We start from the raw sequence: 26,293 nt of genomic DNA, 5'->3' as shown, positions 1-26,293 counted from the left end.
GGGAGACGCCCGGACGACGGGAGGAACCCATGGACATCGCCGGATCGGTCGCACTCGTCACCGGATCGAACCGCGGCATCGGACGCCGCTTCGTCACCCAGCTGCTCGAGCGCGGAGCGGCCAAGGTCTACGCCACGGCTCGCCGTCCCGAGCTCGTCGACATCGCGGGCGTCGAGGTGCTGCCCCTCGACATCACCGACCACTCCTCGGTCCTGGCGGCCGCGGAGCACGCGAGTGACGTGACCCTGCTCGTGAACAACGCCGGGATCGCGACGCAGTCCTCGTTGCTGACGGATGACCTGGAGAACGTGCGCCGTGAGATGGACACACACTTCTGGGGGAACCTCGACATGGTCCGGGCGTTCGCCCCGGTGCTCGAGCGCAACGGCGGCGGCGCGATCGTCAACGTCCTGTCCGCGCTCTCGTGGTTCGCCTACCCGGGCTCAGGTGGTTACGCCGCGGCGAAGGCGGCGGAGTGGAACATGACCAACGCCGTTCGGCTCGAACTCGCGCCGAAGGGGGTGCTCGTCCAGGGCGTGCACCTCGGGGCGGCGGACACCGACATCATGGCCGGCTACGAGGGGCCGATGATCGACCCGGCGGAGGCCGCCCGCGCAGCACTCGACGGCGTCGAGCGCGACGCGATCGAGGTCGTCGTCGACGACTGGAGCGCCATGGTGAAGGCATCACTGGCGGCCGATCCCGCGGCCCTCTACGCGCAGTTGCCCGGCTGAGCAGCGGACGGGAGGCACGGTGCCAGCCGGCACCGTGCCTCCCGTCCGGCGCTGGTCACCCCGGGACGGGCCGAGCCGGTCAGGCCATCTCGCCCGCCGGTTCCGACGCCGCAGCCGCGGCGAGGATCGCCGCCAGCGCGACCTCCGGGTGGGAGACCATCGAGACGTGCGAGGCGGCGACCTCGGTGATCGTCGACCCCGCGCGTTCCGCCATCGAGCGGAGGACCGCCGGGGGGATCACCAGGTCCTCGGTCCCGACGACAGCCCAGCTCGGACGGTCCCGCCACGACGGCGGCCCGGACGGCGCGGTGTTGGCGCTCAGCGTGATCGGACGCTGCCGGGCCGCGATCAGGAGCCGGTCCTGTTCGGGGAGGTCCTGCGCGAAGGCCGTGTGCACGGTCTCCGGCTTGAGGAAGGCCTCGAGGTCCCCCTCCGGAGCGGTCGGGTACCCGATCAGGTCGAGCACGGTCGTCGGGTCTGGCACGTCGAGCGCCGACCCGGAACCGCCGAGGAGCTGGAAGACGAACTCGCCCTCGTCCGGGATGAAGGCGTCGACGTAGACGAGCGCCTTCACGTCCTCGCTGAAGGTCGCATTCGTGATCACGAAGCCGCCGTAGGAGTGCCCCACGACGACGACCGGTCCGCTCGTGCGCTGCGCGACGAAGGACGAGATGTACTCGGCGTCACTCGCGACGCCGTGCAGCAGGTTCGGCGGGACGAGGACGGTGTAGCCCTGTTCCTGCAGTGGAGCCGTGACGAGGTCCCAGCTGGACCCGTCGGCCCAGGCGCCGTGGACGAGGACGATGGTCGGTTTCGGCATGCGTGTTTCCTCACGTTCCGCCCCGCAGGGCGCGCCGCCGCTGGGCGGCAGGACGTGTCCCCTCGGGCGACGGGACACGGGAGAGGCCGGGCGTCACGTGGCGACCGCGCGGTCATGAGGGTTCATCGAACGTTCGGAGGCTACTCCGGCAGCCGCGCGCGCAACAGACCCGGCTCAGTCGGTCGTCGGCTCCGGGATCGCGGCTTCGCGGCGGAGGATCGCGGCGGCGACGCGCGCCCGGGGGATCACGACGACGGCAGCCCAGAGCGCGAGGCCGACCCAGAGACCGGACAGCAGCACGGTGATGAGGGTGCCGTGCACGTCACGCATCGACCAGGTCATCGCGGTCCAGAACACGGCGAGCACGATCTTCCCCCAGCCGGCGCGCTGCCGTTCGGCCTGGGCGACGAGCAGCGGCACCCACACCTGCACGGGGACGTCCGAGGGCACTCGACCGTCGGAGATCCACCGCTGGACGGCGCTGGCCCGCTCGTACCCGCCGTCGATGCGCCAGGAGCGCAGGAGCAGGAAGACACCGATCCCGGCGCCGAGCACCGCGGCGGGGACACCGACCGACACCAGCACGCTCGTGGTCGCGGCGGTCCAGGAGGACAGGACGAGCATGGTGAGCACCACGGCGAAGGCCGCGCCGGCCACCGCGTTCCCGAGCAGCCGCAGCCGCCCTGCCTCGTCGATCACTCCCACGGGACCATGACTACACCAGTCCGCTCGGAGCCCCCGCCCGTCCCAGGCTGGCGTGGGTAGCGTCGGGCCCATGGCGAAGAACACGAAGCACACCGGGACCAAGGCACTGCTGCTCGGGATCCTGTCCGGCGGCCGCAGCGCGACCCCGCTCGCACTGCTGGCGCTGAACCGCGACCGCAAGGAGCTCTCCGGCGCCTGGCAGGACTGGCCGGCGTTCCGCACGCCGCTCGGCCGCGGCCTGCTGGTGGCGGGAGCGATCGGCGAGCTCATCGGGGACAAGCTCCCCGTGACGCCGAGCCGGATCGCCGCCGCGGGCCTGATCGGACGTGCCGCGTCCGGTGCGTTCGTCGGACTGGCGATCGGGACGACCGGCAAGCGCGACCGCCGTGTCGAGGGCGCCGTGCTCGGCGCCGTCGGGGCGATCGTCGGCAGCTACGCCGGCTACCTCGCGCGGAAGGCCGTCGGCAAGACCACGGGCCTGCGCGACCCGCTGGTGGCGCTCGCCGAGGACGCCGCGGTGATCGCGGGGACGACGAAGGTGCTCACCACGCGCTGAGCCGTGCGGGTTCCGGCGAACGGGTGTGTGATGAGGGCATGACGACCAAGATCGAACTCATCGTGGACGACCTCGACGACACCGAGGCGTTCGACGCCCAGCTCCCCGGGCTGCTCGACCTCGCCCGGGCACTGCCGGCACTCCAGCGCCTGGAGTCCGGCAAGGTCTGGCCGAAGGAGGACGGCACCGCGCGCCCGGCGCACCGCTCCCTCGACCTGTACTTCGCCGGCTACGACGAGGCCTCGGCGGCGACGTCCTCCCCCGAGGGCGCCGCCTTCTTCCCCGCGTTCATCGGCGCCGCCGGCGGGAAGGTGACCGGGCTCTTCACCGACGTCGAGGAGTGACCCGTCACCACCGGGGGTGGACGGTGGCGCGGAACCAGCGGTCGTAGAGGTCCTGCACGGTGGCGTCGAGCCCCGGCAGGGCGTCGAGCCCGAGGGAACCCGCGGCGGCGTTCGAGCGTGCCTGCTCGGCGTTCCGGGCACCGGGGATCGCCGCGGTCACACCGTCCTGGGCGACGACCCACGCCAGCGCCGCCTGCGGGACCGAGACGCCCTCGGGCAGTGACGCCGCGAACTCCTGGGCGGCGCGGACGCCGTCCTCGAAGGGCACACCGCTGAAGGTCTCGCCCTGGTCGAACGCCTCGCCGTGCCGGTTGTAGGAACGGTGGTCCTGCGGGGCGAACTCGGTGTCGGTCGTGTACTTGCCGGAGAGCAACCCCGATGCCAACGGGACGCGCGCCAGGATGGCGACCCCTGCCTCCCGGGCGGCGGGGAGGACCGCGTCCAGCGGCTTCAACCGGAACGCGTTCAGGATGATCTGGACGCTCGCCACACCCGGCCGGGCGATGGCGGAGAGCGCCTGGTCCGCGGTCTCGACGCTGACGCCGTAGGCGGCGACCGATCCGTCGTCGACGAGTGCGTCGAGTGCGTCGTAGACGGCGTCGTCCGCGATGACCGCCGTCGGCGGGCAGTGCAGCTGGACGAGGTCGAGCGTGTCCTGCTGCAGGTTCGCCCGCGACCGGTCGACCCACTCGCGGAAGTTCGCCGCGACGTAGTTGGCGGGGACCTGGTCGACGCGGCGGCCCATCTTGGTCGGGACCGTGACGTCGGCGTCCGGGTTCGCGCGGAGCCACCGGCCGATCAGGGTCTCGCTGCGGCCGTCGCCATAGACGTCGGCGGTGTCGAAGAGGGTGACGCCCGACTCCGCTGAGGCGTCCATCACGGCGAAGGCGTCCTCGTCGGCGACGGGACCCCAGTCACCGCCGAACTGCCAGGTGCCGAGACCGATGACGGAGGACTGACGGCCGGTACGGCCGAGGGTGCGACGCTGCATGCCGATGACGGTAGTCGGCGTTCGCTGTGCCGCTTCTTGGTTCAACACTGTTGAACCGGAGCGTTCAACGGTGTTGAATGACCGGCATGAGCAACGACGACATCACCCTCACCGCCGGATCCACCATCGGGACGTGGCTCGCCCATCCCGTCGGCGGTGACCTCATCCGCGGGCTGCTCGCGCAGGCCGGCGTCGGGGAGGAGATGCTCGCGCCGGTGCGGACGCTCCCCCTGCAGCAGATGGTCGCGATGTCGAACGGGCAGATGCCGCAGTCCGCGGTCGACGACCTGGTCCGTGCCGCGAACGGCGGCGAGATCCCGGAGCCGTCCGACGACGGCGCGTGGAAGGAACAGGTCACCGCGGGCCGGTTCGGCGGCAAGACGGTGGTCGTGACCGGCGCCGCGTCCGGGATCGGTCGTGCGACGGCGTCCCGCATCCTCCGGGAAGGGGGCCGCGTCGTCGCCGTGGACGTGTCCGCCGAGCGGCTGGCGTCGCTGGCAGCGTCCGCCACCTCGTTCGACGGCGAGGTCGTCACGGTGACCGGTGACATCACCCAGCAGGACGACGTCGACGCGATCGTCGCCGCTGCGGGTGGCCGGATCGACGCGCTCGCCAACATCGCCGGGATCAACGACGACTTCTCGCCCCTGCACGAGACCAGCGACGCGATGTGGGACCGGGTCATCGGGGTGAACCTCACCGGGGCGTTCAAGCTCTCCCGCGCGGTGCTGCCCGTGATGCTGGCGGCCGGCTCCGGCTCGATCGTGAACGTCGCGTCCGAGGCCGGGCTCCGCGGCAACGCGTCCGGGAACGCCTACACGGTGTCCAAGCACGGCGTGGTCGGGCTGACGAAGAGCGCGGCGTTCATGTACGCGCAGCAGGGCATCCGCGTGAACGCCGTCGCCCCGGGCGGCGTCGCGACCGGGATCCCGATGCCGCCGCACGTGTCGGAGGTCGGGGCGGCGCGGCTCGGGCCGTTCCAGGCGGCGATCCCGTCGCTGGCGACCGCCGAGCAACTCGCGGCGTCGATCACCTTCCTGCTGAGCGACGACGGGGTCAACATCAACGGTGCGGTGCTCGCGTCGGACGGTGGCTGGTCCGTCCAGTGAGGTCGGTGCGCGTCGTTCCGCTGTGCGCGTCGTTCCGCGTCGACTACCGGGGCGTGACGAGGTCCTGCACCACGCGGCCGTAGCGTTGCACCAGGTCCGACCGGTCGGCGGCGAGCAGCGTCTCGTCGCCGACCACCCACAGGGCGTAGAGCAGACCGCCGACCGTGGCGGCCGCGAGCGATGCGCGGAGCTCCGCGTCCGGGCCGCTCATGCGTTCACGGAGCGGGTCGACGACCGACCGGAGGTGCTGGCGCCGGAGCTCCGAGCCGACCTCGTCCGAGTCGCTGGCGTGGATGAGCGCCAGGAAGGTCGAGCGGACCTCCGGCTCGGTGCCGAGCAGGTACCCGATGAACCGCTCGCCGATCGTCTCGACCGTGCCCTCGGTGAGCGGGAAGTGCGGCAGCCGACCGGCCATCGCGGCGACGAACAGGCCGTCCTTCGAGCCGAAGTGGTGGATGACGAGTGCGGCGTCGGCCCCGGCGTCGCGGCCGATGTCGCGGAGCGACGTGCCGCCGTACCCGTTTGCCACGAACAGCCGGCCGGCGGACGCGAGGATCGCCGCGCGCTTGGTCCGAGGCTCGTCCGTCACGCTCGAATCGTAGTCGGGGGTCCTGCTGGTCGGTGTACCGACGGTGCCTCCCTCCCGGCGCCGTGCGCTCCTACGGTGGCGGGATGGACGACGACAGGAGCACGCACCTCGTGCGCACTCGCCTGTCGTTCGGGCAGCGCATCGCGACGTGGTGGGCGGTGAGCACCGAGATCCACGAGCTCACGCGAGACCGCGAGCGGGAGGAGCGCGTGCGCGCGGAGGCAGCGGTGCGGTTGGCGCCCGGCCCGTGGGCGATCGCCGACCTGTTCCGCCGCCGCCGCTGACGCCGGCGCTGACGCCGCCGCTGATGCCGGCGCTGCGGCGTCGTCGCTCAGTTCCCGAGCCGGGACAGCTCCTCGAACTCCTCGTCGGAGAGCGTGACGTTCGCACCCGCGAGGTTGTCCTCCAGGTGCGCGACGCTCGACGTCCCGGGGATCGGCAGCACGACCGGCGACCGCTTGAGCAACCACGCGAGGGCGAGCTGCGCGGGCGTCGCGTCGTGCTGCTTCGCGAGGTCGGTCAGGGGCGAGTCCTCCCCGGTCAGCCCACCGGTGGCGAGCGGGAACCACGGGATGAACGCGATGCCCTGGTCGGTGGACCAGTCGAGGAGCTCCTCGGCATCGCGCTTCTGCAGGTTGTAGAGGTTCTGCACGGAGACGATCGTGGCGATCTCCTGCGCCGCCTGCACCTCGTCGACGGACACCTCGGAGAGCCCGATGTGCCGGATCTTGCCCTCGTCCTGGAGCTTCGCCAGCTCCCCGACCTGGTCCTCGAGCGGGACCTTCGGGTCGATGCGGTGCAGCTGGAACAGGTCGATGCGCTCGAGCCCGAGGCGGCGGAGGCTCATCTCGGCTTCCTGGCGGAGGTACTCCGGGCGACCCACCGGCGGCCACTCGTTCGGGCCGGTGCGGGTCAGGCCGGCCTTCGTCGCGATCACGATGTCGTCGCCGTAGGGGTGCAGCGCCTCGTGGAGCAGGTCCTCGGCGACGTACGGGCCGTAACTGTCGGCCGTGTCGAAGAAGTCGACGCCGAGCTCGACGGCGCGCTTGAGGACACGGATGGCCTCGTCGTGGTCCTTCGGCGGACCCCACACGCCGGGTCCGGTGAGCTGCATCGTGCCGTAGCCGAGTCGGTTGACCTCGAGGTCGCCGCCGATGCGGAAGGTGCCGGAGGCGTCAGCGGGACGGGTGGTGGTGTCAGTGCCAGTCGTCATCAGTCCGGTGTACGCCGTGCGGTGACGAGCCCGCTCAGCGCGCAGGTCGCGGGTACGGGGTCTCGCCCCCCTCCAGCATCCCGACGAGCTTGGTGAGCCGGTTCGTCCGCGCGGTCGCACTCGGCGCGGAGGTGATCCGGAACAGCACGGCGTACCGGTTCGTACGGTCGAGCTCGTCGAACAGGGCAGCGGCTGCGGGGGCCGCGTCGAGCGCCGCCCGGAGGTCCTCCGGCACGGTCGCCCCGGCGGCACCCGCGTACGCCCGGTCCCAGCGCCCGTCGGCCTTCGCCCGGTCCACCTCTGCCTGGCCGCGGGCGCGCATCCGCCCGTCCGCGACGAGCGTCGCGACGAGGCCGATGTTCCGCTCCGACCACAGGGACGCCTTCCGCCGCGGGGTGAACCGCTGCAGGAAGGTGGCGGCGTCCAGGGAGCGCTTCTGCCCGTCGATCCACCCGGAGCAGAGCGCCTCGTCGAGCGCTTCGGCGTAGGTCACCGAGGTCGGTTCCGTGGTCCCCTTCTTCGCCAGGACGAGCCACACCCCGTCGGACTCGTCGTCGTGCGCGACGAGCCAGTCCCGCCAGGCGGCGGCGTCGGCGACGACGAAGGGATCGATGTCCATGGCGCACATCGTAGGACTCCCACGACTACCGTCTCCCACAACCGGCCCACAGGGGCCACGAAGGGAACACTCATCATGAGCAGCACTTCTGCTTCTGGCCGTCCGACATCGGTCACCATCTCGTTCGTCCTCTGGCTCATCACGGTCCTCATCGGCATCATCGGCGGCATCGTGAGCCTGTTCTCGTCGGGTTCGCAGGCAACGGACTCGATGGGCACGACCGCCGTCGTGATCGGCGGCGTCATCGGCATCGTGATCGCACTGGTCCAGCTGTTCATCGTGTTCCGGATGCGCGACGGCCGGAACTGGGCGCGCATCGTGCTGCTGGTCCTGGCGATCCTGCAGGTCCTCGGCGTCGTGAGCGCGTTCAGCATCGTCGGCACGATCGGCCTCATCGCCGTGATCATCGCCACGATCCTGATGTTCCTCCCCGCGTCGAACGCGTACTTCCGCCGCTGACGCGTCGCGCTCGCGGCGCTCGCGGCCCCCGCACCCTCGGGCGCCCGCACCGCGGCACTACCAAGACCGGCTCGCACCACGGGAACACGTGGTGCGAGCCGGTTTCGGTTGTGCGGAGCCGATCGGCACCGCGGACGTGGACGCGGACGCGGACGGACGCGGCGCGGCTCACACCCAGTGCGGCTGCGCGAACACCCCGCCGGGGTCGACCTGCTCCGCGATGCGGTGCAGCCGCGAGGTGTTCACGTCGAAGTACGCGGACGGGTCCGTGATCGCCGCGTCGCAGTAGTTCGCGTAGGCGCCGGGGCCCCACGCGGGCGTCATCGCCTTGCGGAAGCCCCGGACGTACGCGTCGAACGGCGCCGGGTCGGCTCCGTCCCGGAACGCCGCGGTGTACTGCACCGTGCAGAGCGCTGACCGCCACGGGAAGGCACTGTCCGTCCGCCCCACGTCCGACACGACGCCGCCGAGGGCATCGAGCGCGACCCCGCCCTCGGTCAGTCCCGAGACCTGCGACGCGGCCGCAGCGTGCTGCACGAGCAGGTCGATCTGGGAATCGGTCAGTGCCGCCGATCCGATCGAGGACGTGGCCGACTGGGACACGCGCTGCGCTCCCCCGCCGAGCTTCGCCATCGCCGTCCCGTAACTCATGTCAGTCGCGGTATGTGTCGTCGGCGTCACTCCCACCGACTGGATGAAACCGTCGACGGAGGTGTCTGCCCCTGACTTCTCGCCGGTCCAGACCCCGGTGATGGTCACGGTCGGCGTGCTGTGCCGGGAACCGCCGAGCAGCTTCAGGGTCGACCAGAGCTTCGGGTCCGCCTTCGGCGCCCACGCCTGCCAGGCGCGCACCACCCGCGCGGCGGCCGTCCAGGGGAAGACGATGGTGACGAGCAGGACGGGAGGCGCGGGCTGGGTCCGGAACGTCATCGACGTCACGACACCCACGGTTCCGCCGCCCCCGCCGCGGCAGGCCCAGAACAGGTCCGGTTCGCTCGTGGACGAGACCCGGTGCACGGCGCCGTCCGCCGTCACGAGCGTGACGCCCGTGAGTTGGTCGCACGTCAGACCGAACGAGCGGACGAGCACGCCGACACCGCCGCCGAGCGTGAGTCCGCCGATGCCGACGGTCGGGCAGGATCCGGCCCCGAACGCCCGGCCGGCCTTCGCGAGCGCCGCGTAGACGTCACCGAGCTCGGCGCCCGGGCCGATCGTGACCGAGTCGCCGGACACCTCGATGCCGTCGAGCGCCGCCGTGCTGATCACGAGCGAGCGCGGGACGTCCGTGCCCGAGGCCCCGCCCGCCGACCAGCCCGTGTACGAGTGACCGCCGGAGCGGAGCGCCACCGGGGTGTTCGTGTTCCGCGCGAAGGCCAGACCTGCCGCGACGTCGTCCGCGTTCGCCACGCGGAGGATCCCCTGCGGATCGGCGTCGTCGTAGCGAGGGTTCCGGAGGACGCGTGCACCGTCCCATCCCTGCGAGCCAGAGCGGAGGAGCGTGCCCGTCGTCGCGGCGGCGAGGGCGGACCAGGTCGTCGGCCCGGTCGTCGTGGACGGCGGCGGACCCGGCGTCCGAGACGGGGTGGGCGTCGAGGACGGTGACCGCGTCGGTGTCGGGGACGGCCCGGAGCAGGCGGCGAGCACACCGGCGATGCCGAGTCCGACGCCGCCGGCGATGAGCGCCCGTCGCGTGGTGGTGGTCGTGCTGGGGGTGCTCGTGCTGCCTTCGCGCGGTTCCGTCACCGCACCTGTCTACCCCGTCGCGGAGCTGATCCGGACGGCTGCGGCCCAGTCGTGCACCCACGCCGGCAGTGCGAGGTCCGCCGGTGCAGCGCCGAAGACGTCGAGGAGCTCCTCGGTCGACACCGTGCCGCCGGTGACCCGGAGGAAGCGCGCCTGGACGACCGCCCGCGCCACAACGGTGCCGCGCCGCAGGAACGTCTGCTCCATGTACGCCGATCGCTCGTCCACGCCGAGCACCCGCGTCACGAGTTCGAACCGCTGCCCGAGCGTCAGCGACCGCTTGTACGTGATCGTCTGCGCGGCGACTACCGGGTACCAGCCGCGGTCCGACAGCTCCTGCCAGAAACCGGAGCGGATCATCAGGTCCATCCGCCCGAGGTCGAGCATCGAGAGGTACTTCCCGTTGTTCACGTGCCGCAACGGGTCGAGGTCCGTCGGGACCACCCGGAACGGCGTCCGCGCCTCGTCCCAGAGCGACAGGCGCGAGGCGCGGCGCGTGCGGAGGCGCAGGAGCAGCAGACGGAAGTACAGGTTCACGCTCTGATCACAGCACGAGTAGACCGGGGACCATGCAGACACGCAAGCTCAACGACCTCGACGTGGGAGCGATCGGCCTCGGCACGATGGGGATGAGCGCCTTCTACACGGGCGCCGGCACCGACGACGACGAGTCGGTGCGCACCATCCACCGTGCGATCGACCTCGGCGTCACCCTCTTCGACACCGCAGAGGCCTACGGGCCGTACACGAACGAGGAGCTCCTCCGCCGGGCCCTCGCCGACCGCCGCGACGACGTCGTGATCGCCACGAAGTTCGGGCTGATCACCCACACCGCCGACGAGATCACGCCGAGCAGCCAGCGCGGCATCAGTTCGTCACCGGAGTCCGTGCGGATTGCGCTCGAAGGGTCGCTCCAGCGCCTCGGGACCGATCACGTCGACCTCTACTACCAGCACCGCGTCGACCCGGATGTCCCCATCGAGGACGTCATCGGCCAGCTCGCCCAGTTCGTCCAGGAGGGCAAGATCCGCCACATCGGGCTCTCCGAGGCGAGTGCCGCGACGATCCGGAAGGCGCACGCCGTCCACCCGATCACGGCGCTCCAGAGCGAGTACTCGCTCTGGACGCGCGACCCCGAGGGCGAGGTGCTCGACACCCTCCGCGAGCTCGGCATCGGGCTGGTGCCGTATTCGCCGCTCGGCCGCGGGTTCCTCACCGGTGCGATCACGAAGCCCTCCGACCTCGACGCCGACGACTTCCGCCTGGCGAACCCCCGGTTCCAGGAAGAGGCCTTCGCCACGAACATGCGCATCGTCGACGAGGTCAAGCACGTCGCGGACGAGGTCGGTGGGACGCCGGCGCAGGTCGCGCTCGCCTGGCTCCTCGCCCAGGGCGACGACATCGTCCCGATCCCCGGGACGAAGCGCGTCAGCCGCCTCGAGGAGAACGTCGGCGCGGCCGACCTCACCCTCTCCGCCGAGCAGGTGGAGCGGCTGTCGGCGCTGCCGGCCCCGACCGGCGACCGCTACCCCGACATGTCGACGATCGGGCGGTAGCGGCTCAGACGTCGGCGGCGAACCCCGCCGCTCGCAGCTGCAGGTCCTCGATGCGCCGGAGGCGGGCCGCCTCCACGTCGAAGCCCTCGTACGCGAGCGGCGGGGTCTGCCGGACGTTCCGTGAGCACTGGAAGTCCTGGCAGACGAGCGTCCCGACCGTGTTGCCGTTCCGTCCCGCCTTGCCGGACCGCTTCGCGCTGTAGAACACCACGTCGTTCGGGAGCTTCACGTCCTGGCACCAGGTGCACTGTGCGCGGGAGCGCGGCGATGCCTCGGCCTGCCGGAAGAGGATCCCGACGAGTTCTCCGTCGAGCGTCGGCACGACGACGTACGCGCGACGACCGATCTTCGGGTCGCGCCAGCCGAAGTAGTCCAGGTCCTCGAAGGACAGCGTGTCGAAGTCGGCGGGCAGCGTGATGTCGCTCGTCTCCTTGCGGGAGGCGTTGACGAAGGACGCGCGGATGGTGGTCTCGCTGATGGGCAGCATGGGGTGAGCCGTTCTGTGATGTCGTCCGGGGCGCTGGTCGGCGCCGCACCGGGCGGTTCTTCCGAGGATGGGTCGACGAGTGCGGCCGTGTCGGACGACACAGCCGGGGGCGTCAGGCCCTGATGCCGGCTGGGGCGCCGACGACCTCCTCGGGACGATTGCTCACGACACCAGCCTACGAGGGTCTGTCAAGGGCGACCCGTGACGAGCACGAGCGACCCGTCGTAGGAGGGCTGCACCCGCAGGGGACCGTGCCGGTCGTCCCACGCGCCGGACTCCAGCGCCGTGCGGAGTGCGGCGACCGAGCGGGCGGCACTCATCTCGTCGACGAAGGCCCACGCCGAGTTCGCCCGGCGCGCTTCGGGGTCGAGCAGCCGCTCGGGCCGGCCGTAGTACGCCTCGGAGAATCCGTCGACGCACGTGAACGGGATGGGCAGCCGGGTCGTCGTGACCTCGCCGCCCAGTGCCGCGGCGATCCGGTCGAGCGCGGGGTAGCGGCGGGCCTCGGTGGCCATCACGTCGGGGGCGTACTCGGCGAGCCAGTAGTCCTGGACGCGCTCGGGGTCGCAGGTCATCACGACGACCGGGCCCCGTGTGACCCGACGCATCTCGGCGAGACCGCGCTCGACGTCCTGCCACTGGTGCACGGAGAACGTCGTCATCGCGGCGTCGAACGTGTCGTCCTCGAAGGGCAGGTCCTCCGCGGTGGCGTCGATCGCCCGGGCGAGCTCCGGCGGACGCTGGGCGCGCATCGACTCCGAGGGCTCGACGGCGGTCACGTCCCGGTCACGGGGTTCGTACGAACCGGCACCGGCACCGACGTTGAGCACCGTGCGGGCGTCGCCGAGTTCCTTCGCGATCGCCCGGCCGAAGGACGGCTCGGGGCGGCGGTAGCGGCCGTACCCGGCGCCGATCGCGCCGTAGTCCGCGTCCCCCGCTGAGCCGTCCGCAGTCCTCGTCACGCCGTCAGCCTACGGCGGGGTCAGTCGACCGACTCGGACTCGGCTTCGCGCAGGGCGGCGACACGCTCCGCACGCTCGGTCGCGGCCCACGTCCCGAGGAGCGCGAGCGAACGCTCGGAGGACGACCCGGGCTCGGCGCTGTACGTGAACATCGTCAGTCCGGGGTCGGCGACGAGGTCGAGTGCCTCGTAGTCGAGCTCGAGGTCGCCGACGACGGGGTGGGCGATCCGCTTCTTGCCGGTGCGGTGCAGCCGGACGTCGTGCTCGGCCCACCACGTGCGGAACTCCTCGCTGCGGGTGGAGAGCTCCCCGACGAGCGTCACGAGGCCGGGCTCGCAGGGGTTCGCGACGGCGGCGGCGCGGAGGATCGCCACGGAGTCCCGGGCGGTCTGCGGCCAGTCGATGAAGAACGAGCGCGCAGCGGGGTCGAGGAACGTGAAGCGTGCGGAGTTCACGGGGCGACCGGGGCCGGCGAACATCGGTGCGTACAGGGCCCGGCCGAGCTCGTTCGCGGCGAGGACGTCGCCGCGCTCGTTCCGCACCCACGCGGGCGCACCGGTGATCGCGTCGAGCAGCCGCTGCACACCGGGACGGATCCGGGTCGGCATGGTCTTGTGCATCATCTTCACGCCGGAGTTCGCCAGGCGGGCGAGGTCCCAGAGGTGCGTGCGCTCGTCCGTGTCGAGCTGCAGCGCTCCGGCGAGGCCCTCGAGCACGCTGTCCGAGACGCCCTTCAGCGTGCCGCGCTCGAGCCGCGTGTAGTAGTCGACGCTGACGCCGGCCAGCATCGCGACCTCGTGCCGACGGAGCCCGGGAACCCGGCGCACTCCCCCGCCGAAGGACGGCATGCCGGCCTGCTCGGGGGTGATCCGCGCCCGCCGCGAGGACAGGAAGTCGCGGATCTCGTTGCGCACGTCGATACCCATGGTCCACAGGCTACGTCGTGGCACCTGGCCCGAGGCAGGTACCACCGCAACCCGTCACCGGACGGGAGGCTCGTGGCGGCGTCGCCACGGGCCTCCCGTCCGTCATCGGGTCGCGGTCTCCCTGATGGCGACGCGTGCGACGCGGTGACCGTCCATGCGGGTCACCTCGAGACGGTGGTCCCCCACCTCGACGACGTCACCGACCTCGGGGACGCGGTCCAGGTGCACCTGCACCAGGCCGCCGACCGTCTCGTAGTCCCCGTCCGGCAGTGCCGGCCCGCCGTCCGCGACGAGGTCCTCGAGCACCGTGGCACCGTCCACGTCACCGGTCGCGCGGACCGGGGCGTCGTACTCGTCGCGGATCGGACCGACGAGGTCCTCGAGCAGGGCCTCCAGCGTGACCATGCCGGCGCTCCCGCCGTACTCGTCGACGACCAGCGCGATCTGCGTTCCCGCGGTCCGCATCTCGGCGATCGTGCTCGACAGGGACTTCGTCTCCGGGAACGCGACGATCGGCCGGCTGATGGTGCGGACGTCGGCGCCCGGATCGACGGGCCGGAGCAGGTCGCGGAGGTGCACGAAGCCGGTGACCTCGTCGCGGGAGCCGTCCGTCACGACGTACCGCGTGTGGCCGAGGTCGAGTGCGGCGTCGGTGGCCTCCGCGATGCTCTGCCGGCCGTGGAGGGTCGCGACGTCGTACCAGGGGCGCATCGACTCGCGGAGGATCCGGCCCTGGGCGTCGAGCGCGCTGCGGGCGATGCGGCGCCCCTGCTCGTCGATCGCGTCGTGCTCCGACACCAGCCCGCGGAGCTCCTCGGTGCTCATCGACTCGCTCCGGGCGTCCGGGTCCCCGCCGAGCAGCCGGACGACCGCGTCCGTGCTCCGCGACAGCACCCAGATCGCCGGGCGCATCAGGCTCGCGAAGCGGTCGAGCGTCGGCGCGACGAGCATCGAGAAGCCCTCGGCGCGCTGCAGTGCCAGGCGCTTCGGGACCAGCTCGCCGAACACGAGCGACAGGTAGGCGATGACCAGGGTCATCGCGATCAGGGCGACGGTCCCCGCCGTGCCGGTCGCCAGACCGAGCCCGACGAAGAGCGGTGCGACGTCCGGTGCGATCGAGGACGCACCGTACGCGGCGGAGAAGAAGCCGGCGACGGTCACGCCGATCTGCACGGCGGAGAGGAAGCGGTTCGGGTCACGGCCGAGTGCGGCGACCCGGGCACCGCGGCTCCCCCGGTGCTCGAGCTGCTGGAGCTGGGATTCGCGGAGGGACACGAGCGCGATCTCGGCGGCGGCGAACACCTCGCCGACCAGCACGAAGACGACGACGAGTCCGAAGGCGATCCAGGTGTCCACACCTGTGATCCTGCACAGGTTCGCTGGGTGACCGGCCCGGAACGCCTGGGGAAGCGTCTAGAGCGACCGGCCCGTGTGGGACTCGATCCACGCGCGGGGGTCGACCGGCAGCGTGCCGTCCATCAGCACCTCGAGGTGCAGGTGCGCGCCCGTGGACACACCCGAGGAACCGACGTTGCCGACGAACTCGCCGGCCTCGACGCGGTCGCCGACCTTGAGCGGCGACGAACCGGGGATCATGTGGCCGTACAGCGTGGAGACCTCGCGCCCGTCGACCACGTGGTCGATGACGACGGCGTTGCCGTAGGAGAAGTACGTCCCCGAGACCCGCACGGTCCCCGCGGCGACGGCACCGATCGGGGCGCCCATGCCCGGGTTGAAGTCGAGGCCCTGGTGCAGCGACGAGCACGCGGCGCAGGGGGCCGTGCGGTAGCCGAAGCCGGAGCTCATCCGGACCTGGGTCGGGAACGGCGAGCGGACCTCCCCGCCGAGCGTGACCTCGGCGCCGGGGGTGCTGCCGCCGCTGCCGCCGACCGTGAAGCCGTCGCGCGTCGTGGTGGCCGTGGCGACCGCCTGGGTCACGGCGAAGTCCTGCGTGCGGACGATCGGGGCGAGGGTCGAGGTGGCGCTCGAGGTGCCGGCGCTCGCGTGGGCCGGCATCGCGGACGCGGCGAACATCGCGACCGCGGCGATCGCGCTGGTGAGTGTGATGCGGCTGGTGCGCTGCTTCGTGGTGGTCGGGGCCTTCGCGGTGCGCGACGTGCGCGCGGTCCGGGCGGTGCGCGCGGTGTTCGTCAGCACGGGGCTGTTCGCCGCGGGCTGCTTCGGCACGGGCCGCCGACGCTTCGCTGCTGCTGCTGCTGCCGCCGCCGCCCGCTCCGCCGCGAGGGCAGCACGACGCGAGTGGTGCACGACCGGGGAGTCGGGCTGCTGGTCTGCGTCGAGTGGTGTCGTCATGGCCGCAGACCATTCTGCACGAACCTGTCCGGTTGTACAGCCCCCAGTCGGCGTCACCTGTCGCGTCAGCGGTCGGGGTCACCGGTCGTGTCACCGGTCGGCGTCACCGGTCGTGGAGACGACGCTCCAGCCAGTTCGACAACCAACCGGCCGGGACGAGCAGCAGCAGCCAGTACGCTCCGCCACCCGGCACGAGCACCGCGCCGACGAGGGCCACCACGAGCGCGATGAACGTCACGGTGCCGTCCACCGGGTGGAGCATCGCGCGGCCGTCCTCGCGGATGAGCGCCGGATCGCGCCAGACCGTCCACTGCATCACGGTCATGCTCAGGCTCGCCATCGCGATCGTCCCGATGTAGAGCGCGTTCACGCCGCGGTCGTGGGTCGTCTGGGCGATGAGGTTCGACGAGAACGGCAGGAACGCGATGCTCGCCAGCCAGACGAAGTTCACGCGCAGGACGATGTTCGAGTAGGACTGCGTCGCCTCGAACAGCCGGTGGTGGGAGAGCCACAGGCGCGAGATCACGACGAAGCTGACGAAGAACGCGATGATCGTCCCGACGTTCTCCCCCAGGAGCTTGCCGAGCGACTCGTGCTCGATGTCGTCGGCGACGTCGACGAGCGGCAGGAGCAGCAGCGTGATCGCGATCGCGACGGTCGCGTCGGAGAAGTTGACCAGCCGGTCGAGACCCCGGTCGGTGCGCAGCATCCGTGCCATGCCGCCAGCCTAGGGCGCTGGCGGGCGTGTCGGCCCGCAGATCAGTAGTGTCCGAGGAGCAGCGAGCGGAAGGACCCCTCATGGCCCGAACGCCCCGGGAACGCCACGAACCGATCGACCTCCAGCACGCCGAGGTCGTCCTGGCCGGCACGCAGGACCTCCTGCCGGTGCTCCGCGTCGCAGCGGTACGCGCCGGCGTCGATGCCGCACGGCTGCGGGTGGTCGGCGTCGACGACCTGCCGGATCCCGCGGAGACCGGCAACGCCGAACTCGCGGTCATCGCGATCCGGCGCCCGGGCGACGACCCCGCCTTCCACCGCGCGCACGAGGCGGCGGAGACGATCAGCCCGCTCCTCGCGCCGCACGCGGTCCGCATCGTCGTGACCGTGTCCGGTGCCACCCGGCTCGCGCCGAAGCTGGAGCGCACGCTGACGACCGAGGTGTTGCACCAGATGGGTGCCGCCGCGGCGCCGACCGGCTTGAAGCGGCCGTTCCGGAACCTGCGGATGCGGCTCGGGCTCGCGGCGCTGCAGACCGCCGGCGTGCGGGTGTTCCGCATCACGATCGGCCACTGAGCACCGCAGGCGCGCGCGTCAGCCGGTCGGGCCCCCGCGCAGTTCGAGCGCGATCTGCTCGGCGTCGAGGTTCTGCAGGACCGACTCGAGCACCTCGGCGTCGAACGTGCCGTCGTCGCGGGCGTCGAGGAGCGCCGACCGCTGCGCGTCGAGCACCTGGAGCCGCCGCACCTTCTCCCGCCCGAACCAGGCACGGATTTCCGCCGGGTCCGTCGCCTCGAGTTCTTCGCGCGTGCGCGGCGTGAACCCGTCCGGGGCGGTGGCGTTGACGGATTCCGCAGCGTCCCGCATGACGGTCATCAGGCGTTGGCGCTCCTCGGTGTCCTTCGCCGTGCTGTCGGTCGTCGGCGGACTGATCCGGCGGAGCAGCGGGCCGATCGTCCCGCCCTGGACGAGCAGGGAGAGCCCGGCGACCGCGAACGCGATGAAGACGAGCAGCGACTTCTGCGGGGCGGTGTCGGGGAGCGTCTGCGCGGCGGCGACCGTGACCGCCCCGCGCATGCCCGCCCAGACCACGGCGGTGCCCTCGCGCCACCCGAGCGGCGCGTTCCTGAAGTACTGGATGTCCGCGAGCGTCTGCCGCACCCGGGTGCCGAAGCGCTCGAGGTCCCGCTCGGACGGCGGGCGGTTCCCGAACCGGTGGTCCTGCAGCGCCTGACTCGTGGACTGGGTGTCGGCGTTCTGGAACCCCTGCAGTCGCTCCTGCATCCGTGCACCGCGCTTCGCACTCTTCGACAGGCCGAAGAGGAGCGGCACCACGTAGGCAGTCCGGACGAGCACCGTCAGCACGAGCGCGCCGACCGCGATGAGGAGCGCGGGGCCGATGCCGGCGTGGTCCTGCTGCACGTCGGTGACGATCGACGCGAGCTCGAGCCCCATCACGAGGAACACCGCGCCCTCGAGCACGAACTCGACGGTGCCCCAGTTCTGCGCGTCGGAGAGGCGGTGGCTCGGCGGCAGGACCCTGGGGGCGCGGATCCCGGTGACGAGCCCGGCGACGACCGCGGCGACGAGGCCGGACGCGTGCAGGGCCTCGGCCGGGATCGACGCGGCGAACGGCACCGCGAACGACAGCGCCGTGTTGACGGTCGCGTTCGGGACGCGGGCGCGGACGCGGAGGTTCAGCCACCCGATGACGAGTCCGATGGCGACCGCGACGGCGACCGCGAACGCGAAGTCGCCCACCGCACCCCAGAACGAGAACGACGCCGCGGCGGCGACGATCGCGGTGCGCAGGAGCACGAGGGCGGTGGCGTCGTTGAGCAGCGACTCCCCGTCGAGGATCGCGATGACCCGCCGGGACACCGAGGTCTGCTTCACGATCGAGGTCGCGACGGCGTCGGTCGGGCTGACGATGGCCCCGAGGGCGATCCCCCACGCGAGCCCGAGGCCCGGGATCGCCCAGGCGAAGAACAGGCCGAGCACGACGGAACTCGCGACGACGAGCACCACCGACAGGCCGCTGATCGCGCCGAACTCCCGTCGGAAGTTCATCGTCGGCATCGACACGGCCGACGAGTACAGCAGCGGTGGGAGGACCCCGGCGAGGATCCACTCGGGGTCGATCTCGGCGTTCGGGATCCACGGGACCAGGCTCGCGACGATGCCGACCGCGACGAGCACCAGGGGCGCGGCGATGCCGATCCGCGGCCCGAGCACCGCGGCGCCCGCGATGACCAGGATGGCGACGAGGCCGACGACGAGGAGTTCTGTCACCGCCCCAGCGTGACACCGATCGGCGGATCTAGTCCGCTTCGGGCCCCTGGCTGTGGAGTGCGGCGGCGTTCACCGCGTGGTGCGGTGCGACCTCGGCGGCCACGAACGCCAGACTGCCGGCGACCAGCGTGAGTGCGAGGGCGCCCGCGGCGATCGCGGTACCGATCCGCCGCAGGCGCGTCGCGGAGCGGCGGTTGCGCGGGGCGAAGCGGGCGATGCCGCGCACCGGATCGGGCCCGACCAGCCACGGGCCGCTGCCGTCCGGGTCGTACGAGAACGGGCCGGAGCCGTCGGGGGCGTACCGGTACGGGCCGGAGCCGTCGGAGGCGTACGCGGAGCGGAGGTCCTCGGCGGTCCACCCGTGGTCCTCGGGGCGTTGTCGTGCGGTGGCCATGGTGTGCTCCTCTCGAACACCTCCATTGCACGACGCTTCGCTATGACGCTCCATTGCGGCGTCTGGACGGTGACTGGGAGACGTCTCGGCAATGTATCTTGATGTCGAGACATCACTCACCACGAGTAGCGTGGAAGCACCGACGCGCGAACAAGGGAGTACCCGCCAGCATGGCCAAGATCATCTACACGCTCACGGACGAGGCGCCGTTCCTCGCCACCCACTCCTTCCTCCCCGTCATCCAGGCGTTCGCCGGCACCGCCGGTGTCGACGTCGAGACACGGGACATCTCCCTCTCCGGCCGGATCATCGCGCTCTTCCCCGAGCGGCTCAGCGACGAGCAGCGACTCGACGACGCACTGGCCGAGCTGGGCGACCTCGCGAAGACCCCCGAGGCGAACATCATCAAGCTGCCGAACATCTCGGCATCGATCCCGCAGCTCAAGACCGCCATCAAGGAACTCCAGTCGCAGGGCTACGACCTGCCGGAGTACCCGGACGAGCCGACCACCGACGCCGAGCGCGACGTCCGCGCCCGCTACGACAAGGTCAAGGGCAGCGCCGTGAACCCGGTCCTGCGCGAGGGCAACTCCGACCGCCGTGCCCCGCTCTCGGTGAAGAACTACGCCCGCAAGCACCCGCACCGCATGGGCGCGTGGAGCCCGGAGTCGAAGACGAACGTCGTCACGATGGGCGTCGACGACTTCCGCTCCAACGAGAAGACCTGGGTCGCCCCGGCCGACGACACCCTGACGATCACGTTCGTCGGGACGGACGGCAGCGAGCAGGTGCTCAAGCAGTCGATCCCGGTCCTCGCGGGAGAGGTCATCGACGGCACCGTCCTGCACGTGGGGCCGCTCGAGCAGTTCCTCCGCGCGCAGATCAAGCGCGCCCAGGACGAGGGGATCCTGTTCTCGGTCCACCTCAAGGCCACGATGATGAAGGTCTCCGACCCGATCATCTTCGGCCACGTCATCCGGGCCTTCTTCCCCGACGTGTTCGACCGCTACGGCGCCGACCTCGCCGCTGCCGGGCTGACCCCGAACGACGGCCTCAACTCGATCCTCACCGGACTCGACGCGCTGCCGAACGGCGCGGAGATCAAGCAGGCCTTCACGGACGGCATCGCTGCGGGCCCCGAGCTCGCGATGGTCGACTCCGACAAGGGCATCACGAACCTGCACGTGCCGAGCGACGTCATCGTCGACGCGTCCATGCCGGCGATGATCCGCACCTCCGGGCACATGTGGGGGCCGGACGGCGACGAGCACGACACCATCGCCGTGATCCCCGACTCGAGCTACGCCGGCATCTACCAGGCCGTCATCGAGGACTGCCGGGCCAACGGTGCGTTCGACCCGTCCACCATGGGCTCGGTGCCGAACGTCGGCCTCATGGCGCAGAAGGCCGAGGAGTACGGCTCCCACGACAAGACCTTCGAGGTCCCCGGTGACGGCACGGTCCGTGTGACGAACGCCGCCGGCGACGTCGTCATCGAGCACCAGGTCGCCCAGGGCGACATCTGGCGTGCCTGCCAGACCAAGGACGTCGCCATCCGTGACTGGGTGAAGCTCGCCGTCACCCGTGCCCGCGCCTCCGAGACGCCCGCGGTCTTCTGGCTCGACGAGAGCCGCTCGCACGACGCTGCGCTCATCGAGCTCGTCCACCGTTACCTCGGCGAGCACGACACCGACGGTCTGCAGATCGAGGTGCTGTCCCCGGTCGACGCGATGGCCTTCTCGCTCGAGCGCATCCGCCGCGGCGAGGACACCATCTCCGTCACGGGCAACGTGCTCCGCGACTACCTCACCGACCTGTTCCCGATCATGGAGCTCGGCACGTCCGCGAAGATGCTCTCGGTCGTCCCGCTCCTCGGTGGCGGTGGCCTGTTCGAGACCGGTGCCGGTGGTTCCGCGCCGAAGCACGTGCAGCAGCTCGTGCAGCAGAACTACCTGCGCTGGGACAGCCTCGGCGAGTTCCTGGCACTGGCGGTCTCCCTCGAGCACCTCGCAGGCGTGACGGGCAACCAGCGCGCGAAGATCCTCGGCGAGACGCTCGACCGCGCCACCGGGACCTTCCTCGAGGAGGACAAGTCCCCCGGTCGCAAGCTCGGCACGATCGACAACCGCGGCAGCCACTTCTTCCTCGCGAAGTACTGGGCCGAAGAGCTCGCGGCGCAGACCGAGGACACCGAGCTCGCAGCGGCGTTCGCGGAGATCGCCGGACAGCTCGACGCCCAGGAAGCCACGATCGTCGACGAACTCGTCGCGGTCCAGGGCTCCCCGGCCGACATCGGTGGCTACTACCGCCCCGACGACGCCAAGACGAGCGCGATCATGCGCCCGTCCGCGACGCTGAACGCGGTGCTGGCCGCGCTGTAGGCGCACCACCCCACGGACGGGAGGCCCGGTGCCGGCTGGCACCGGGCCTCCCGTCCGTCCGTGGTCGCGCCCGCCCCCGCCACGTGACGCTCGTCACCGGTCACGAATCACCGCTCACGTCCGTCGAGCGGTCACTTCCTGTCGCTCCCCGGTGCGAACGGCGACGGATCCCGACCACTCGGCGGGCCTGAGCGGGGTGTCGCGACCGGTCAGCGGGAGGGCACCGGCGGACCGACGCTCAGCAGCACCACGAACACGAGCACGACCAGCACCACACCGACCAGTGCAGCGGCCAACGGGTGCGCGACCACGACGAAGAGCAGGCGGTCGAGCGGCCCCGGACGCCCAGACGAGGACGATCGGCGCCAGGGCCCGTCGAGCATGCGGCGGCGGGCGACGCCGATCTCGAACGGCAGCGTCGTGTAGGGCACGATCGCACTCGCCCAGCCGAGGAGCGTCGTCCGGAACGACCACCGCTGGTTCACCGCGACGACCGTCGTCACGACGAGGTACGCCAGGAACACGAAGCCGTGCACGCTGCCGCCGATGCGCACCGGCAGGTCCCCCAGGCCGGCGCCGTACTCCAGCAGCATGCCCACGAGGAGCATCGTCCAGGTCACGAGTTCGGCGACCGCCAGGGCGCGGAACAGGGATCGAGGCGTCATGTGCTCCATGGTCCCGGACCCGGGATGGGAGGTCGGAACTTCGGGCTGCCTACGCGCGATTCGACCACCTACGCGCGATTCCGCTGCCGACGCGCGACTCGACCACCTACGCGCGATTCCGCTGGCCCCGCCGGACCGGCGGAGAACCCGTGACACGCCGACGGTCGTATCGATTCGACCCGAGCCTCCGGTAGCGTCGATGTCATGTCGACGACGACGAACACGACGACGGATGCAACACGCACGCTCCGCGTCGGGGTGGTGGGTCTCGGGTTCGCCGGGACCACGCACCTCGATGCCTACACGGCACTGCCGGGGGTCGAGGTGGTGGCGCTCGCAGGACAGGAGACCGCGCGGCTCGCCGAACTCGCCGAGACCCGGCACGTGCCGAACACGTACCCGGACTGGCAGGACCTGGTGGCGCGGGACGACCTCGACATCGTCTCGATCGGCGTCCCGAACGCGCTGCACCACCCGATCGCGGTGGCCGCGCTCGAGTCCGGCAAGCACGTCTTCTGCGAGAAGCCCCTCGCCACGACCGGGGACCAGGCCCAGGAGATGGTCGACGCCGCCGTGCGGAACGACCGCGTCCTCGAGGTCGCCTACAACCACCGGCGCCGCGCGGACGTCGAGTTCCTCGCGAACCACCTGCACGCCGACGGCGGCCCGAACCCGCTCGGCCACGTCTACCACGCCCGCGCGAGCTGGCTCCGTCGCGCCGGGATCCCCGGCATCCAGAGCTGGTTCGCGAACAAGGAGACCGCGGGCGGGGGCCCGCTCATCGACCTCGGGTCCCACGTCCTCGACATCGCGCTGCACCTGATGGGCGAGCCGAAGGTCGTCACGGCGAGCGCGGTCGCGTACAACGAGCTCGGCAGCGCCGGCCGTGGCGGCAGCGCCCGCACGCCGGTGTCCGCCGCGACCGGCCGGCCCTTCGACGTCGAGGACTTCGCGAGCGCGCTCCTCCGGTTCGAGGACGGGTCGAGCCTGCAGCTCCAGGCGAGCTGGGCGTCCTACTCGAAGGACGTCGAGGACATCGAGGTCGAGCTCCTCGGCTCGACCGGCGGCGCACGGCTGTTCGTCCGCGACTACGCGACCGAGGGCACGGTGACGCTGTACTCCGACGAGCAGGGCGTCCCGACCGTCACGCGACCCGGGGTGCAGGTGCCGGCCGGGCACCACCAGCGGGTCATCGAGGAGTTCATCGCGACCATCCGGAGCGGCCTGCACGACGGCCACCACGGGGAGTTCGCGCTGCACCGGAGCCGTGTCGTCGACGCGATCTACGCGTCAGCGGCTGCCGGGCACGAAATGGAGGTGCAGGCGTGACCAACATCGTCGTCTGGAACGAGAACGTGCACGAGTCCCGCGGGGACGAGACCGTGCTGGGGCACTACCCGAACGGCATCCACACCGTCGTCGCCGACGCGCTGCGGGAGCACCACCCGGATGCCGACGTCAGCACGGCGACCCTGCAGGAACCGGAGCACGGGCTGACCCAGGAGCGCCTCGACGCCACGGACGTGCTGTTCTGGTGGGGTCACGTCGCCCACGGCGAGGTCGCGGACGAGGTCGTCGACCGCGTGGTCACCGCCGTGCAGTCCGGCATGGGCCTCGTGGTCCTGCACTCCGGGCACTACTCGAAGCCGTTCACCCGGCTGATGGGCACGACGTGCTCGCTGAAGTGGCGGAACGACGGGGAGCGCGAGCTGGTCTGGACGATCGCCCCGGAGCACCCGATCGCGAAGGGCGTCCCGCACCCGATCGTCATCGACCGCCAGGAGATGTACGGCGAGCACTTCGACATCCCGCGGCCCGACGAAGAGGTCTTCCTCTCGACGTTCGAGGGTGGCGAGGTGTTCCGCTCCGGCGTCGGCTACCACCGGGGCCTCGGGAAGGTGTTCTACTTCTCCCCCGGCGACCAGGAGTACCCGGTGTACCACCACCCGGACATCCGCCGGGTCCTCGCGAACGCCGCCGAGTGGGCGGCCCCGACGTCGGCGCGTCGTGCGCTGACGGCGGACCAGCACCCGCGGGACTGGTTCCTGGACCCCGCTCGGGGTAGACAGGACGCGTGAGCTCTACAGCAGAGACGTCCGCTCGCCGGACCGCCGTCGTCGAGGCCCTCGGCATCCTCGGCAGCGGTCCGGAAGAGCGGTTCGACCGCATCACCCGGATGACCCAGCAGGCGTTCGGGGTGCCGATCAGCTTCCTGAACCTCGTGCACGACGACGTGGCGACCGCGCAGTCCGCGCAGGGCTGGCAGCAGGGCGGCAGCGCCCCGGCGAGCCAGGTGTTCTGCTCGACCACGGTCCTGCAGGACGAGCCGCTGGTCGTCCCGGACGCCACGCTCGACCCGCGCTTCAGTTCGCTGGCCGCGGTCACCGGCGAACCGGGCATCCGCTTCTACGCGGGCGCTCCCCTGACGATGGCGGACGGCACGGCCGTCGGCACGCTCTGCATCATGGACGCACGGCCGCGCGAGCTCACCGCCGAGGACGTCGAGCTGCTCCGTGACCTGGCCCGCTGGGCGGAGCGCGAGCTCGGCCACGCGATGGACCGTGACCGGGTGCGGAAGGTCCTCGACGGGCTCACCCCGGAGCCCGTGGACGTCGATGGACACGACCTCGACGTGGTGTCCTCGGCACGCCAGGACTCCGGCGACGTCCTCGACTGGCGGGTCGCCGCGGACGGCACGCTCCGGCTGACGATCGGCACGATCTCGGCCGCCGGCCGGGCCGCGGCGCTCCTCGCGTCGACGATGCGGGCAGCCGTCGTCGCCCGCACGGACGTCCCGCTGGGGTCCGACGGCCCCTCCCTGGAGGCCCAGATCGCCGCCGACCTGACCGCTGCGGACGCCGTCGGGTCGCTCTTCCACGCCCGCGTCGACCCGGCGACGGGGATCGTGACGTGGGTGGACGCCGGTCACGGCATGGCGCTCCACGTGCGCGCCGACGGCACCGCGGCGGTGCTCCGCTCCCACGACCTGCCGATCGGGCTGCAGCCGACCGGCACGTCCAGGACGCACGGCACCCTGACGCTCGCGCCGGGTGACCGGCTCGTGCTGTTCACCGCGGGCACCCTGGCACTCGAGGGACTCCCCGACGTCGACGCCGTCGCGACGATGGCCGCCGACGACGGTGCCGCCGGAGCCGGATCGTTCGCCGACCGGGTCCGTGCACTGCTGCCGACGGCCCCGGACGCGGACGTCACCGTCGTGGTGCTGCGCCGCCCCCCGGAGTCGACCCACCGCTGAGTGTCGGCCGGGTCAGCGCGACCACGAGGAGCGTCGCGAGCAGCCCGAACCCGCAGAGCTCGATGCCGAGGCCCGCGAGCTGCCAGTAGGCGCTGCCGACGTGCTGTGGCTGCGTGACGGCGTCCGGCCACCAGGCCTCGATCAGCGGGAAGGACCCGGGGAACGGGTCGAGCGCGAAGACCGCGAGGCCGCCGAGGAGCATCACGACACCGAGTGCCGCCATCGCGCCGCGGCTCGCCCGGAGCATCCGCACGACCAGGGCCGCCGCGATGCCGACGAGTCCGAGGACCGCGACGAGGAAGGCCGCGACGAAGGCGCCCTGCGGCACGAGGGTGAACCAGTCGAGCACGATGATCGGCAGCAGGAGCCACCGTCCTGTCCGCGCCCAGCGCCCCGGGTTCCGCCATCCGTCCATGCCGGAACGGTAGGGCACGGTGCCTGACGGGCGCCGGTGAACGCGGC

General features: G+C 71.7%; 30 protein-coding genes. 12 read left to right on the top strand and 18 right to left on the bottom strand.

Annotation, left to right across the window (positions count from 1 at the left end; translation table 11 throughout):
* The first annotated feature begins 29 nt into the window (after positions 1–29).
* Entirely contained in the window at positions 30–734 is a 705-nt protein-coding gene (locus EDF55_RS10860) for an SDR family oxidoreductase (protein WP_123654983.1), read from the top strand.
* Between the two features lie 79 nt (positions 735–813).
* On the opposite strand, the gene EDF55_RS10855 is transcribed toward EDF55_RS10860, so the two are convergent.
* Both EDF55_RS10855 and EDF55_RS10850 read right to left on the bottom strand, forming a co-directional pair.
* Positions 814–1,554 (bottom strand): alpha/beta fold hydrolase, encoded by a 741-nt coding sequence (locus EDF55_RS10855; RefSeq protein WP_123654982.1) that lies wholly within the window; start codon positions 1,552–1,554, stop codon positions 814–816.
* A 174-nt stretch (positions 1,555–1,728) separates the two neighbouring features.
* Complete coding sequence (locus EDF55_RS10850; protein WP_123654981.1) at positions 1,729–2,259, bottom strand: hypothetical protein; 531 nt, start codon at positions 2,257–2,259, stop codon at positions 1,729–1,731.
* Positions 2,260–2,329: 70 nt separating this feature from the next.
* Between EDF55_RS10850 and EDF55_RS10845 the strand changes: the two genes are divergently transcribed.
* On the top strand, positions 2,330–2,815 hold the full coding sequence (locus EDF55_RS10845; protein ID WP_123654980.1) for a DUF4126 family protein: 486 nt from the start codon (positions 2,330–2,332) through the stop codon (positions 2,813–2,815).
* Positions 2,816–2,853: 38 nt separating this feature from the next.
* Complete coding sequence (locus tag EDF55_RS10840; protein ID WP_123654979.1) at positions 2,854–3,159, top strand: EthD family reductase; 306 nt, start codon at positions 2,854–2,856, stop codon at positions 3,157–3,159.
* 4 nt (positions 3,160–3,163) lie between these two features.
* Here the strand turns inward: EDF55_RS10840 and EDF55_RS10835 are convergent, their stop codons facing one another.
* Positions 3,164–4,150, bottom strand: a complete 987-nt coding sequence (locus EDF55_RS10835; protein ID WP_123654978.1) for an aldo/keto reductase — start codon at positions 4,148–4,150, stop codon at positions 3,164–3,166.
* Positions 4,151–4,236: 86 nt separating this feature from the next.
* Between EDF55_RS10835 and EDF55_RS10830 the strand changes: the two genes are divergently transcribed.
* On the top strand, positions 4,237–5,259 hold the full coding sequence (locus tag EDF55_RS10830) for an SDR family NAD(P)-dependent oxidoreductase (RefSeq protein ID WP_123654977.1): 1,023 nt from the start codon (positions 4,237–4,239) through the stop codon (positions 5,257–5,259).
* 43 nt (positions 5,260–5,302) lie between these two features.
* On the opposite strand, the gene EDF55_RS10825 is transcribed toward EDF55_RS10830, so the two are convergent.
* Positions 5,303–5,848, bottom strand: a complete 546-nt coding sequence (locus EDF55_RS10825) for a TetR family transcriptional regulator (RefSeq protein WP_123654976.1) — start codon at positions 5,846–5,848, stop codon at positions 5,303–5,305.
* An 83-nt stretch (positions 5,849–5,931) separates the two neighbouring features.
* Here EDF55_RS10825 and EDF55_RS10820 point away from each other — a divergent pair, with 83 nt between their 5' ends.
* The gene (locus EDF55_RS10820) at positions 5,932–6,132 is read left to right on the top strand and encodes a hypothetical protein (RefSeq protein WP_123654975.1); all 201 of its coding nucleotides are present in this window, start codon (positions 5,932–5,934) and stop codon (positions 6,130–6,132) included.
* Between the two features lie 47 nt (positions 6,133–6,179).
* Here EDF55_RS10820 and EDF55_RS10815 read toward each other — a convergent pair whose 3' ends face one another.
* A complete protein-coding gene (locus EDF55_RS10815) occupies positions 6,180–7,061 on the bottom strand; it encodes an aldo/keto reductase (RefSeq protein ID WP_123654974.1) in 882 nt (293 codons plus the stop codon).
* A gap of 34 nt (positions 7,062–7,095) precedes the next feature.
* Positions 7,096–7,680 (bottom strand): YdeI family protein, encoded by a 585-nt coding sequence (locus EDF55_RS10810; RefSeq protein WP_123654973.1) that lies wholly within the window; start codon positions 7,678–7,680, stop codon positions 7,096–7,098.
* Between the two features lie 75 nt (positions 7,681–7,755).
* On the opposite strand from EDF55_RS10810, the gene EDF55_RS10805 reads away from it, so the two are divergent.
* Positions 7,756–8,139, top strand: a complete 384-nt coding sequence (locus EDF55_RS10805) for a hypothetical protein (protein ID WP_123654972.1) — start codon at positions 7,756–7,758, stop codon at positions 8,137–8,139.
* 168 nt (positions 8,140–8,307) lie between these two features.
* On the opposite strand, the gene EDF55_RS10800 is transcribed toward EDF55_RS10805, so the two are convergent.
* Together EDF55_RS10800 and EDF55_RS10795 are read right to left on the bottom strand one after the other, a co-directional pair.
* Complete coding sequence (locus EDF55_RS10800; protein WP_123654971.1) at positions 8,308–9,882, bottom strand: FAD-binding oxidoreductase; 1,575 nt, start codon at positions 9,880–9,882, stop codon at positions 8,308–8,310.
* 9 nt (positions 9,883–9,891) lie between these two features.
* Positions 9,892–10,419 carry a thioesterase family protein gene (locus tag EDF55_RS10795; protein WP_123654970.1) on the bottom strand — a complete coding sequence of 176 codons (528 nt, stop codon included), beginning with the start codon at positions 10,417–10,419 and terminating at the stop codon, positions 9,892–9,894.
* Between the two features lie 32 nt (positions 10,420–10,451).
* Here EDF55_RS10795 and EDF55_RS10790 point away from each other — a divergent pair, with 32 nt between their 5' ends.
* Positions 10,452–11,438: an aldo/keto reductase gene (locus EDF55_RS10790; protein ID WP_123654969.1), complete on the top strand. Its 987-nt coding sequence runs from the start codon at positions 10,452–10,454 to the stop codon at positions 11,436–11,438.
* A gap of 4 nt (positions 11,439–11,442) precedes the next feature.
* Here the strand turns inward: EDF55_RS10790 and EDF55_RS10785 are convergent, their stop codons facing one another.
* The 6 genes from EDF55_RS10785 to EDF55_RS10760 all read right to left on the bottom strand — a co-directional run bounded on the left by EDF55_RS10785 (position 11,443) and on the right by EDF55_RS10760 (position 16,844).
* Positions 11,443–11,925, bottom strand: a complete 483-nt coding sequence (locus EDF55_RS10785; protein ID WP_123654968.1) for an FBP domain-containing protein — start codon at positions 11,923–11,925, stop codon at positions 11,443–11,445.
* 188 nt (positions 11,926–12,113) lie between these two features.
* Positions 12,114–12,887: a class I SAM-dependent methyltransferase gene (locus tag EDF55_RS10780; RefSeq protein WP_123654967.1), complete on the bottom strand. Its 774-nt coding sequence runs from the start codon at positions 12,885–12,887 to the stop codon at positions 12,114–12,116.
* A 20-nt stretch (positions 12,888–12,907) separates the two neighbouring features.
* Positions 12,908–13,813 carry a helix-turn-helix domain-containing protein gene (locus tag EDF55_RS10775; RefSeq protein WP_185017325.1) on the bottom strand — a complete coding sequence of 302 codons (906 nt, stop codon included), beginning with the start codon at positions 13,811–13,813 and terminating at the stop codon, positions 12,908–12,910.
* Between the two features lie 102 nt (positions 13,814–13,915).
* Positions 13,916–15,169, bottom strand: a complete 1,254-nt coding sequence (locus EDF55_RS10770) for a hemolysin family protein (RefSeq protein ID WP_123654966.1) — start codon at positions 15,167–15,169, stop codon at positions 13,916–13,918.
* 57 nt (positions 15,170–15,226) lie between these two features.
* Positions 15,227–16,126 carry a M23 family metallopeptidase gene (locus EDF55_RS10765; RefSeq protein ID WP_123654965.1) on the bottom strand — a complete coding sequence of 300 codons (900 nt, stop codon included), beginning with the start codon at positions 16,124–16,126 and terminating at the stop codon, positions 15,227–15,229.
* A 103-nt stretch (positions 16,127–16,229) separates the two neighbouring features.
* Entirely contained in the window at positions 16,230–16,844 is a 615-nt protein-coding gene (locus EDF55_RS10760) for a TMEM175 family protein (protein WP_123654964.1), read from the bottom strand.
* A gap of 80 nt (positions 16,845–16,924) precedes the next feature.
* Between EDF55_RS10760 and EDF55_RS10755 the strand changes: the two genes are divergently transcribed.
* Positions 16,925–17,419 (top strand): hypothetical protein, encoded by a 495-nt coding sequence (locus tag EDF55_RS10755; protein ID WP_123654963.1) that lies wholly within the window; start codon positions 16,925–16,927, stop codon positions 17,417–17,419.
* Between the two features lie 18 nt (positions 17,420–17,437).
* Here EDF55_RS10755 and EDF55_RS10750 read toward each other — a convergent pair whose 3' ends face one another.
* Together EDF55_RS10750 and EDF55_RS10745 are read right to left on the bottom strand one after the other, a co-directional pair.
* Entirely contained in the window at positions 17,438–19,135 is a 1,698-nt protein-coding gene (locus EDF55_RS10750) for a sodium:proton antiporter (RefSeq protein ID WP_123654962.1), read from the bottom strand.
* 28 nt (positions 19,136–19,163) lie between these two features.
* Positions 19,164–19,529 (bottom strand): hypothetical protein, encoded by a 366-nt coding sequence (locus EDF55_RS10745; protein ID WP_123654961.1) that lies wholly within the window; start codon positions 19,527–19,529, stop codon positions 19,164–19,166.
* Between the two features lie 170 nt (positions 19,530–19,699).
* Between EDF55_RS10745 and EDF55_RS10740 the strand changes: the two genes are divergently transcribed.
* The gene (locus tag EDF55_RS10740) at positions 19,700–21,910 is read left to right on the top strand and encodes an NADP-dependent isocitrate dehydrogenase (protein ID WP_123654960.1); all 2,211 of its coding nucleotides are present in this window, start codon (positions 19,700–19,702) and stop codon (positions 21,908–21,910) included.
* Positions 21,911–22,119: 209 nt separating this feature from the next.
* Here EDF55_RS10740 and EDF55_RS10735 read toward each other — a convergent pair whose 3' ends face one another.
* A complete protein-coding gene (locus tag EDF55_RS10735) occupies positions 22,120–22,575 on the bottom strand; it encodes a DUF3817 domain-containing protein (protein ID WP_123654959.1) in 456 nt (151 codons plus the stop codon).
* A gap of 204 nt (positions 22,576–22,779) precedes the next feature.
* On the opposite strand from EDF55_RS10735, the gene EDF55_RS10730 reads away from it, so the two are divergent.
* Genes EDF55_RS10730 through EDF55_RS10720 form a run of 3 tightly spaced genes read left to right on the top strand, consistent with a single transcriptional unit; the run spans position 22,780 to position 25,831 of the window.
* On the top strand, positions 22,780–23,904 hold the full coding sequence (locus EDF55_RS10730) for a Gfo/Idh/MocA family protein (RefSeq protein ID WP_123654958.1): 1,125 nt from the start codon (positions 22,780–22,782) through the stop codon (positions 23,902–23,904).
* Positions 23,901–24,653: a ThuA domain-containing protein gene (locus EDF55_RS10725; RefSeq protein WP_123654957.1), complete on the top strand. Its 753-nt coding sequence runs from the start codon at positions 23,901–23,903 to the stop codon at positions 24,651–24,653. Before EDF55_RS10730 ends, EDF55_RS10725 begins: the two co-directional genes overlap by 4 nt.
* Positions 24,650–25,831, top strand: coding sequence for a GAF domain-containing protein (locus EDF55_RS10720; RefSeq protein WP_123654956.1), 1,182 nt, complete (start codon positions 24,650–24,652; stop codon positions 25,829–25,831). The genes EDF55_RS10725 and EDF55_RS10720 overlap by 4 nt, the downstream gene beginning before the upstream one ends.
* Here EDF55_RS10720 and EDF55_RS10715 read toward each other — a convergent pair.
* Positions 25,785–26,246, bottom strand: a complete 462-nt coding sequence (locus EDF55_RS10715) for a hypothetical protein (protein ID WP_123654955.1) — start codon at positions 26,244–26,246, stop codon at positions 25,785–25,787. The two genes, EDF55_RS10720 and EDF55_RS10715, sit on opposite strands and share 47 nt — an antisense overlap.
* Positions 26,247–26,293 lie beyond the last annotated feature (47 nt).

The sequence above is a fragment of the Curtobacterium sp. ZW137 genome, from assembly GCF_003762905.1.
Taxonomy (GTDB): domain Bacteria; phylum Actinomycetota; class Actinomycetes; order Actinomycetales; family Microbacteriaceae; genus Curtobacterium.
The sequence above is the reverse complement of the archived record's forward strand: the minus strand, read 5'-3'. Positions and strand labels throughout refer to the sequence as shown.

What these genes read in the sequence shown, in the direction of transcription:
- EDF55_RS10835 (WP_123654978.1), bottom strand. Translation starts at nt 4,150, where the DNA reads ATGCAGCGTCGCACCCTCGGCCGTACCGGCCGTCAGTCCTCCGTCATC.
- EDF55_RS10735 (WP_123654959.1), bottom strand. Translation starts at nt 22,575, where the DNA reads ATGACGCCTCGATCCCTGTTCCGCGCCCTGGCGGTCGCCGAACTCGTG.
- EDF55_RS10860 (WP_123654983.1), top strand. Translation starts at nt 30, where the DNA reads ATGGACATCGCCGGATCGGTCGCACTCGTCACCGGATCGAACCGCGGC.
- EDF55_RS10840 (WP_123654979.1), top strand. Translation starts at nt 2,854, where the DNA reads ATGACGACCAAGATCGAACTCATCGTGGACGACCTCGACGACACCGAG.
- EDF55_RS10820 (WP_123654975.1), top strand. Translation starts at nt 5,932, where the DNA reads ATGGACGACGACAGGAGCACGCACCTCGTGCGCACTCGCCTGTCGTTC.
- EDF55_RS10830 (WP_123654977.1), top strand. Translation starts at nt 4,237, where the DNA reads ATGAGCAACGACGACATCACCCTCACCGCCGGATCCACCATCGGGACG.
- EDF55_RS10775 (WP_185017325.1), bottom strand. Translation starts at nt 13,813, where the DNA reads ATGGGTATCGACGTGCGCAACGAGATCCGCGACTTCCTGTCCTCGCGG.
- EDF55_RS10785 (WP_123654968.1), bottom strand. Translation starts at nt 11,925, where the DNA reads ATGCTGCCCATCAGCGAGACCACCATCCGCGCGTCCTTCGTCAACGCC.
- EDF55_RS10745 (WP_123654961.1), bottom strand. Translation starts at nt 19,529, where the DNA reads ATGGCCACCGCACGACAACGCCCCGAGGACCACGGGTGGACCGCCGAG.
- EDF55_RS10810 (WP_123654973.1), bottom strand. Translation starts at nt 7,680, where the DNA reads ATGGACATCGATCCCTTCGTCGTCGCCGACGCCGCCGCCTGGCGGGAC.
- EDF55_RS10740 (WP_123654960.1), top strand. Translation starts at nt 19,700, where the DNA reads ATGGCCAAGATCATCTACACGCTCACGGACGAGGCGCCGTTCCTCGCC.
- EDF55_RS10855 (WP_123654982.1), bottom strand. Translation starts at nt 1,554, where the DNA reads ATGCCGAAACCGACCATCGTCCTCGTCCACGGCGCCTGGGCCGACGGG.
- EDF55_RS10815 (WP_123654974.1), bottom strand. Translation starts at nt 7,061, where the DNA reads ATGACGACTGGCACTGACACCACCACCCGTCCCGCTGACGCCTCCGGC.
- EDF55_RS10790 (WP_123654969.1), top strand. Translation starts at nt 10,452, where the DNA reads ATGCAGACACGCAAGCTCAACGACCTCGACGTGGGAGCGATCGGCCTC.
- EDF55_RS10765 (WP_123654965.1), bottom strand. Translation starts at nt 16,126, where the DNA reads ATGACGACACCACTCGACGCAGACCAGCAGCCCGACTCCCCGGTCGTG.
- EDF55_RS10730 (WP_123654958.1), top strand. Translation starts at nt 22,780, where the DNA reads ATGTCGACGACGACGAACACGACGACGGATGCAACACGCACGCTCCGC.
- EDF55_RS10805 (WP_123654972.1), top strand. Translation starts at nt 7,756, where the DNA reads ATGAGCAGCACTTCTGCTTCTGGCCGTCCGACATCGGTCACCATCTCG.
- EDF55_RS10760 (WP_123654964.1), bottom strand. Translation starts at nt 16,844, where the DNA reads ATGGCACGGATGCTGCGCACCGACCGGGGTCTCGACCGGCTGGTCAAC.
- EDF55_RS10755 (WP_123654963.1), top strand. Translation starts at nt 16,925, where the DNA reads ATGGCCCGAACGCCCCGGGAACGCCACGAACCGATCGACCTCCAGCAC.
- EDF55_RS10845 (WP_123654980.1), top strand. Translation starts at nt 2,330, where the DNA reads ATGGCGAAGAACACGAAGCACACCGGGACCAAGGCACTGCTGCTCGGG.
- EDF55_RS10715 (WP_123654955.1), bottom strand. Translation starts at nt 26,246, where the DNA reads ATGGACGGATGGCGGAACCCGGGGCGCTGGGCGCGGACAGGACGGTGG.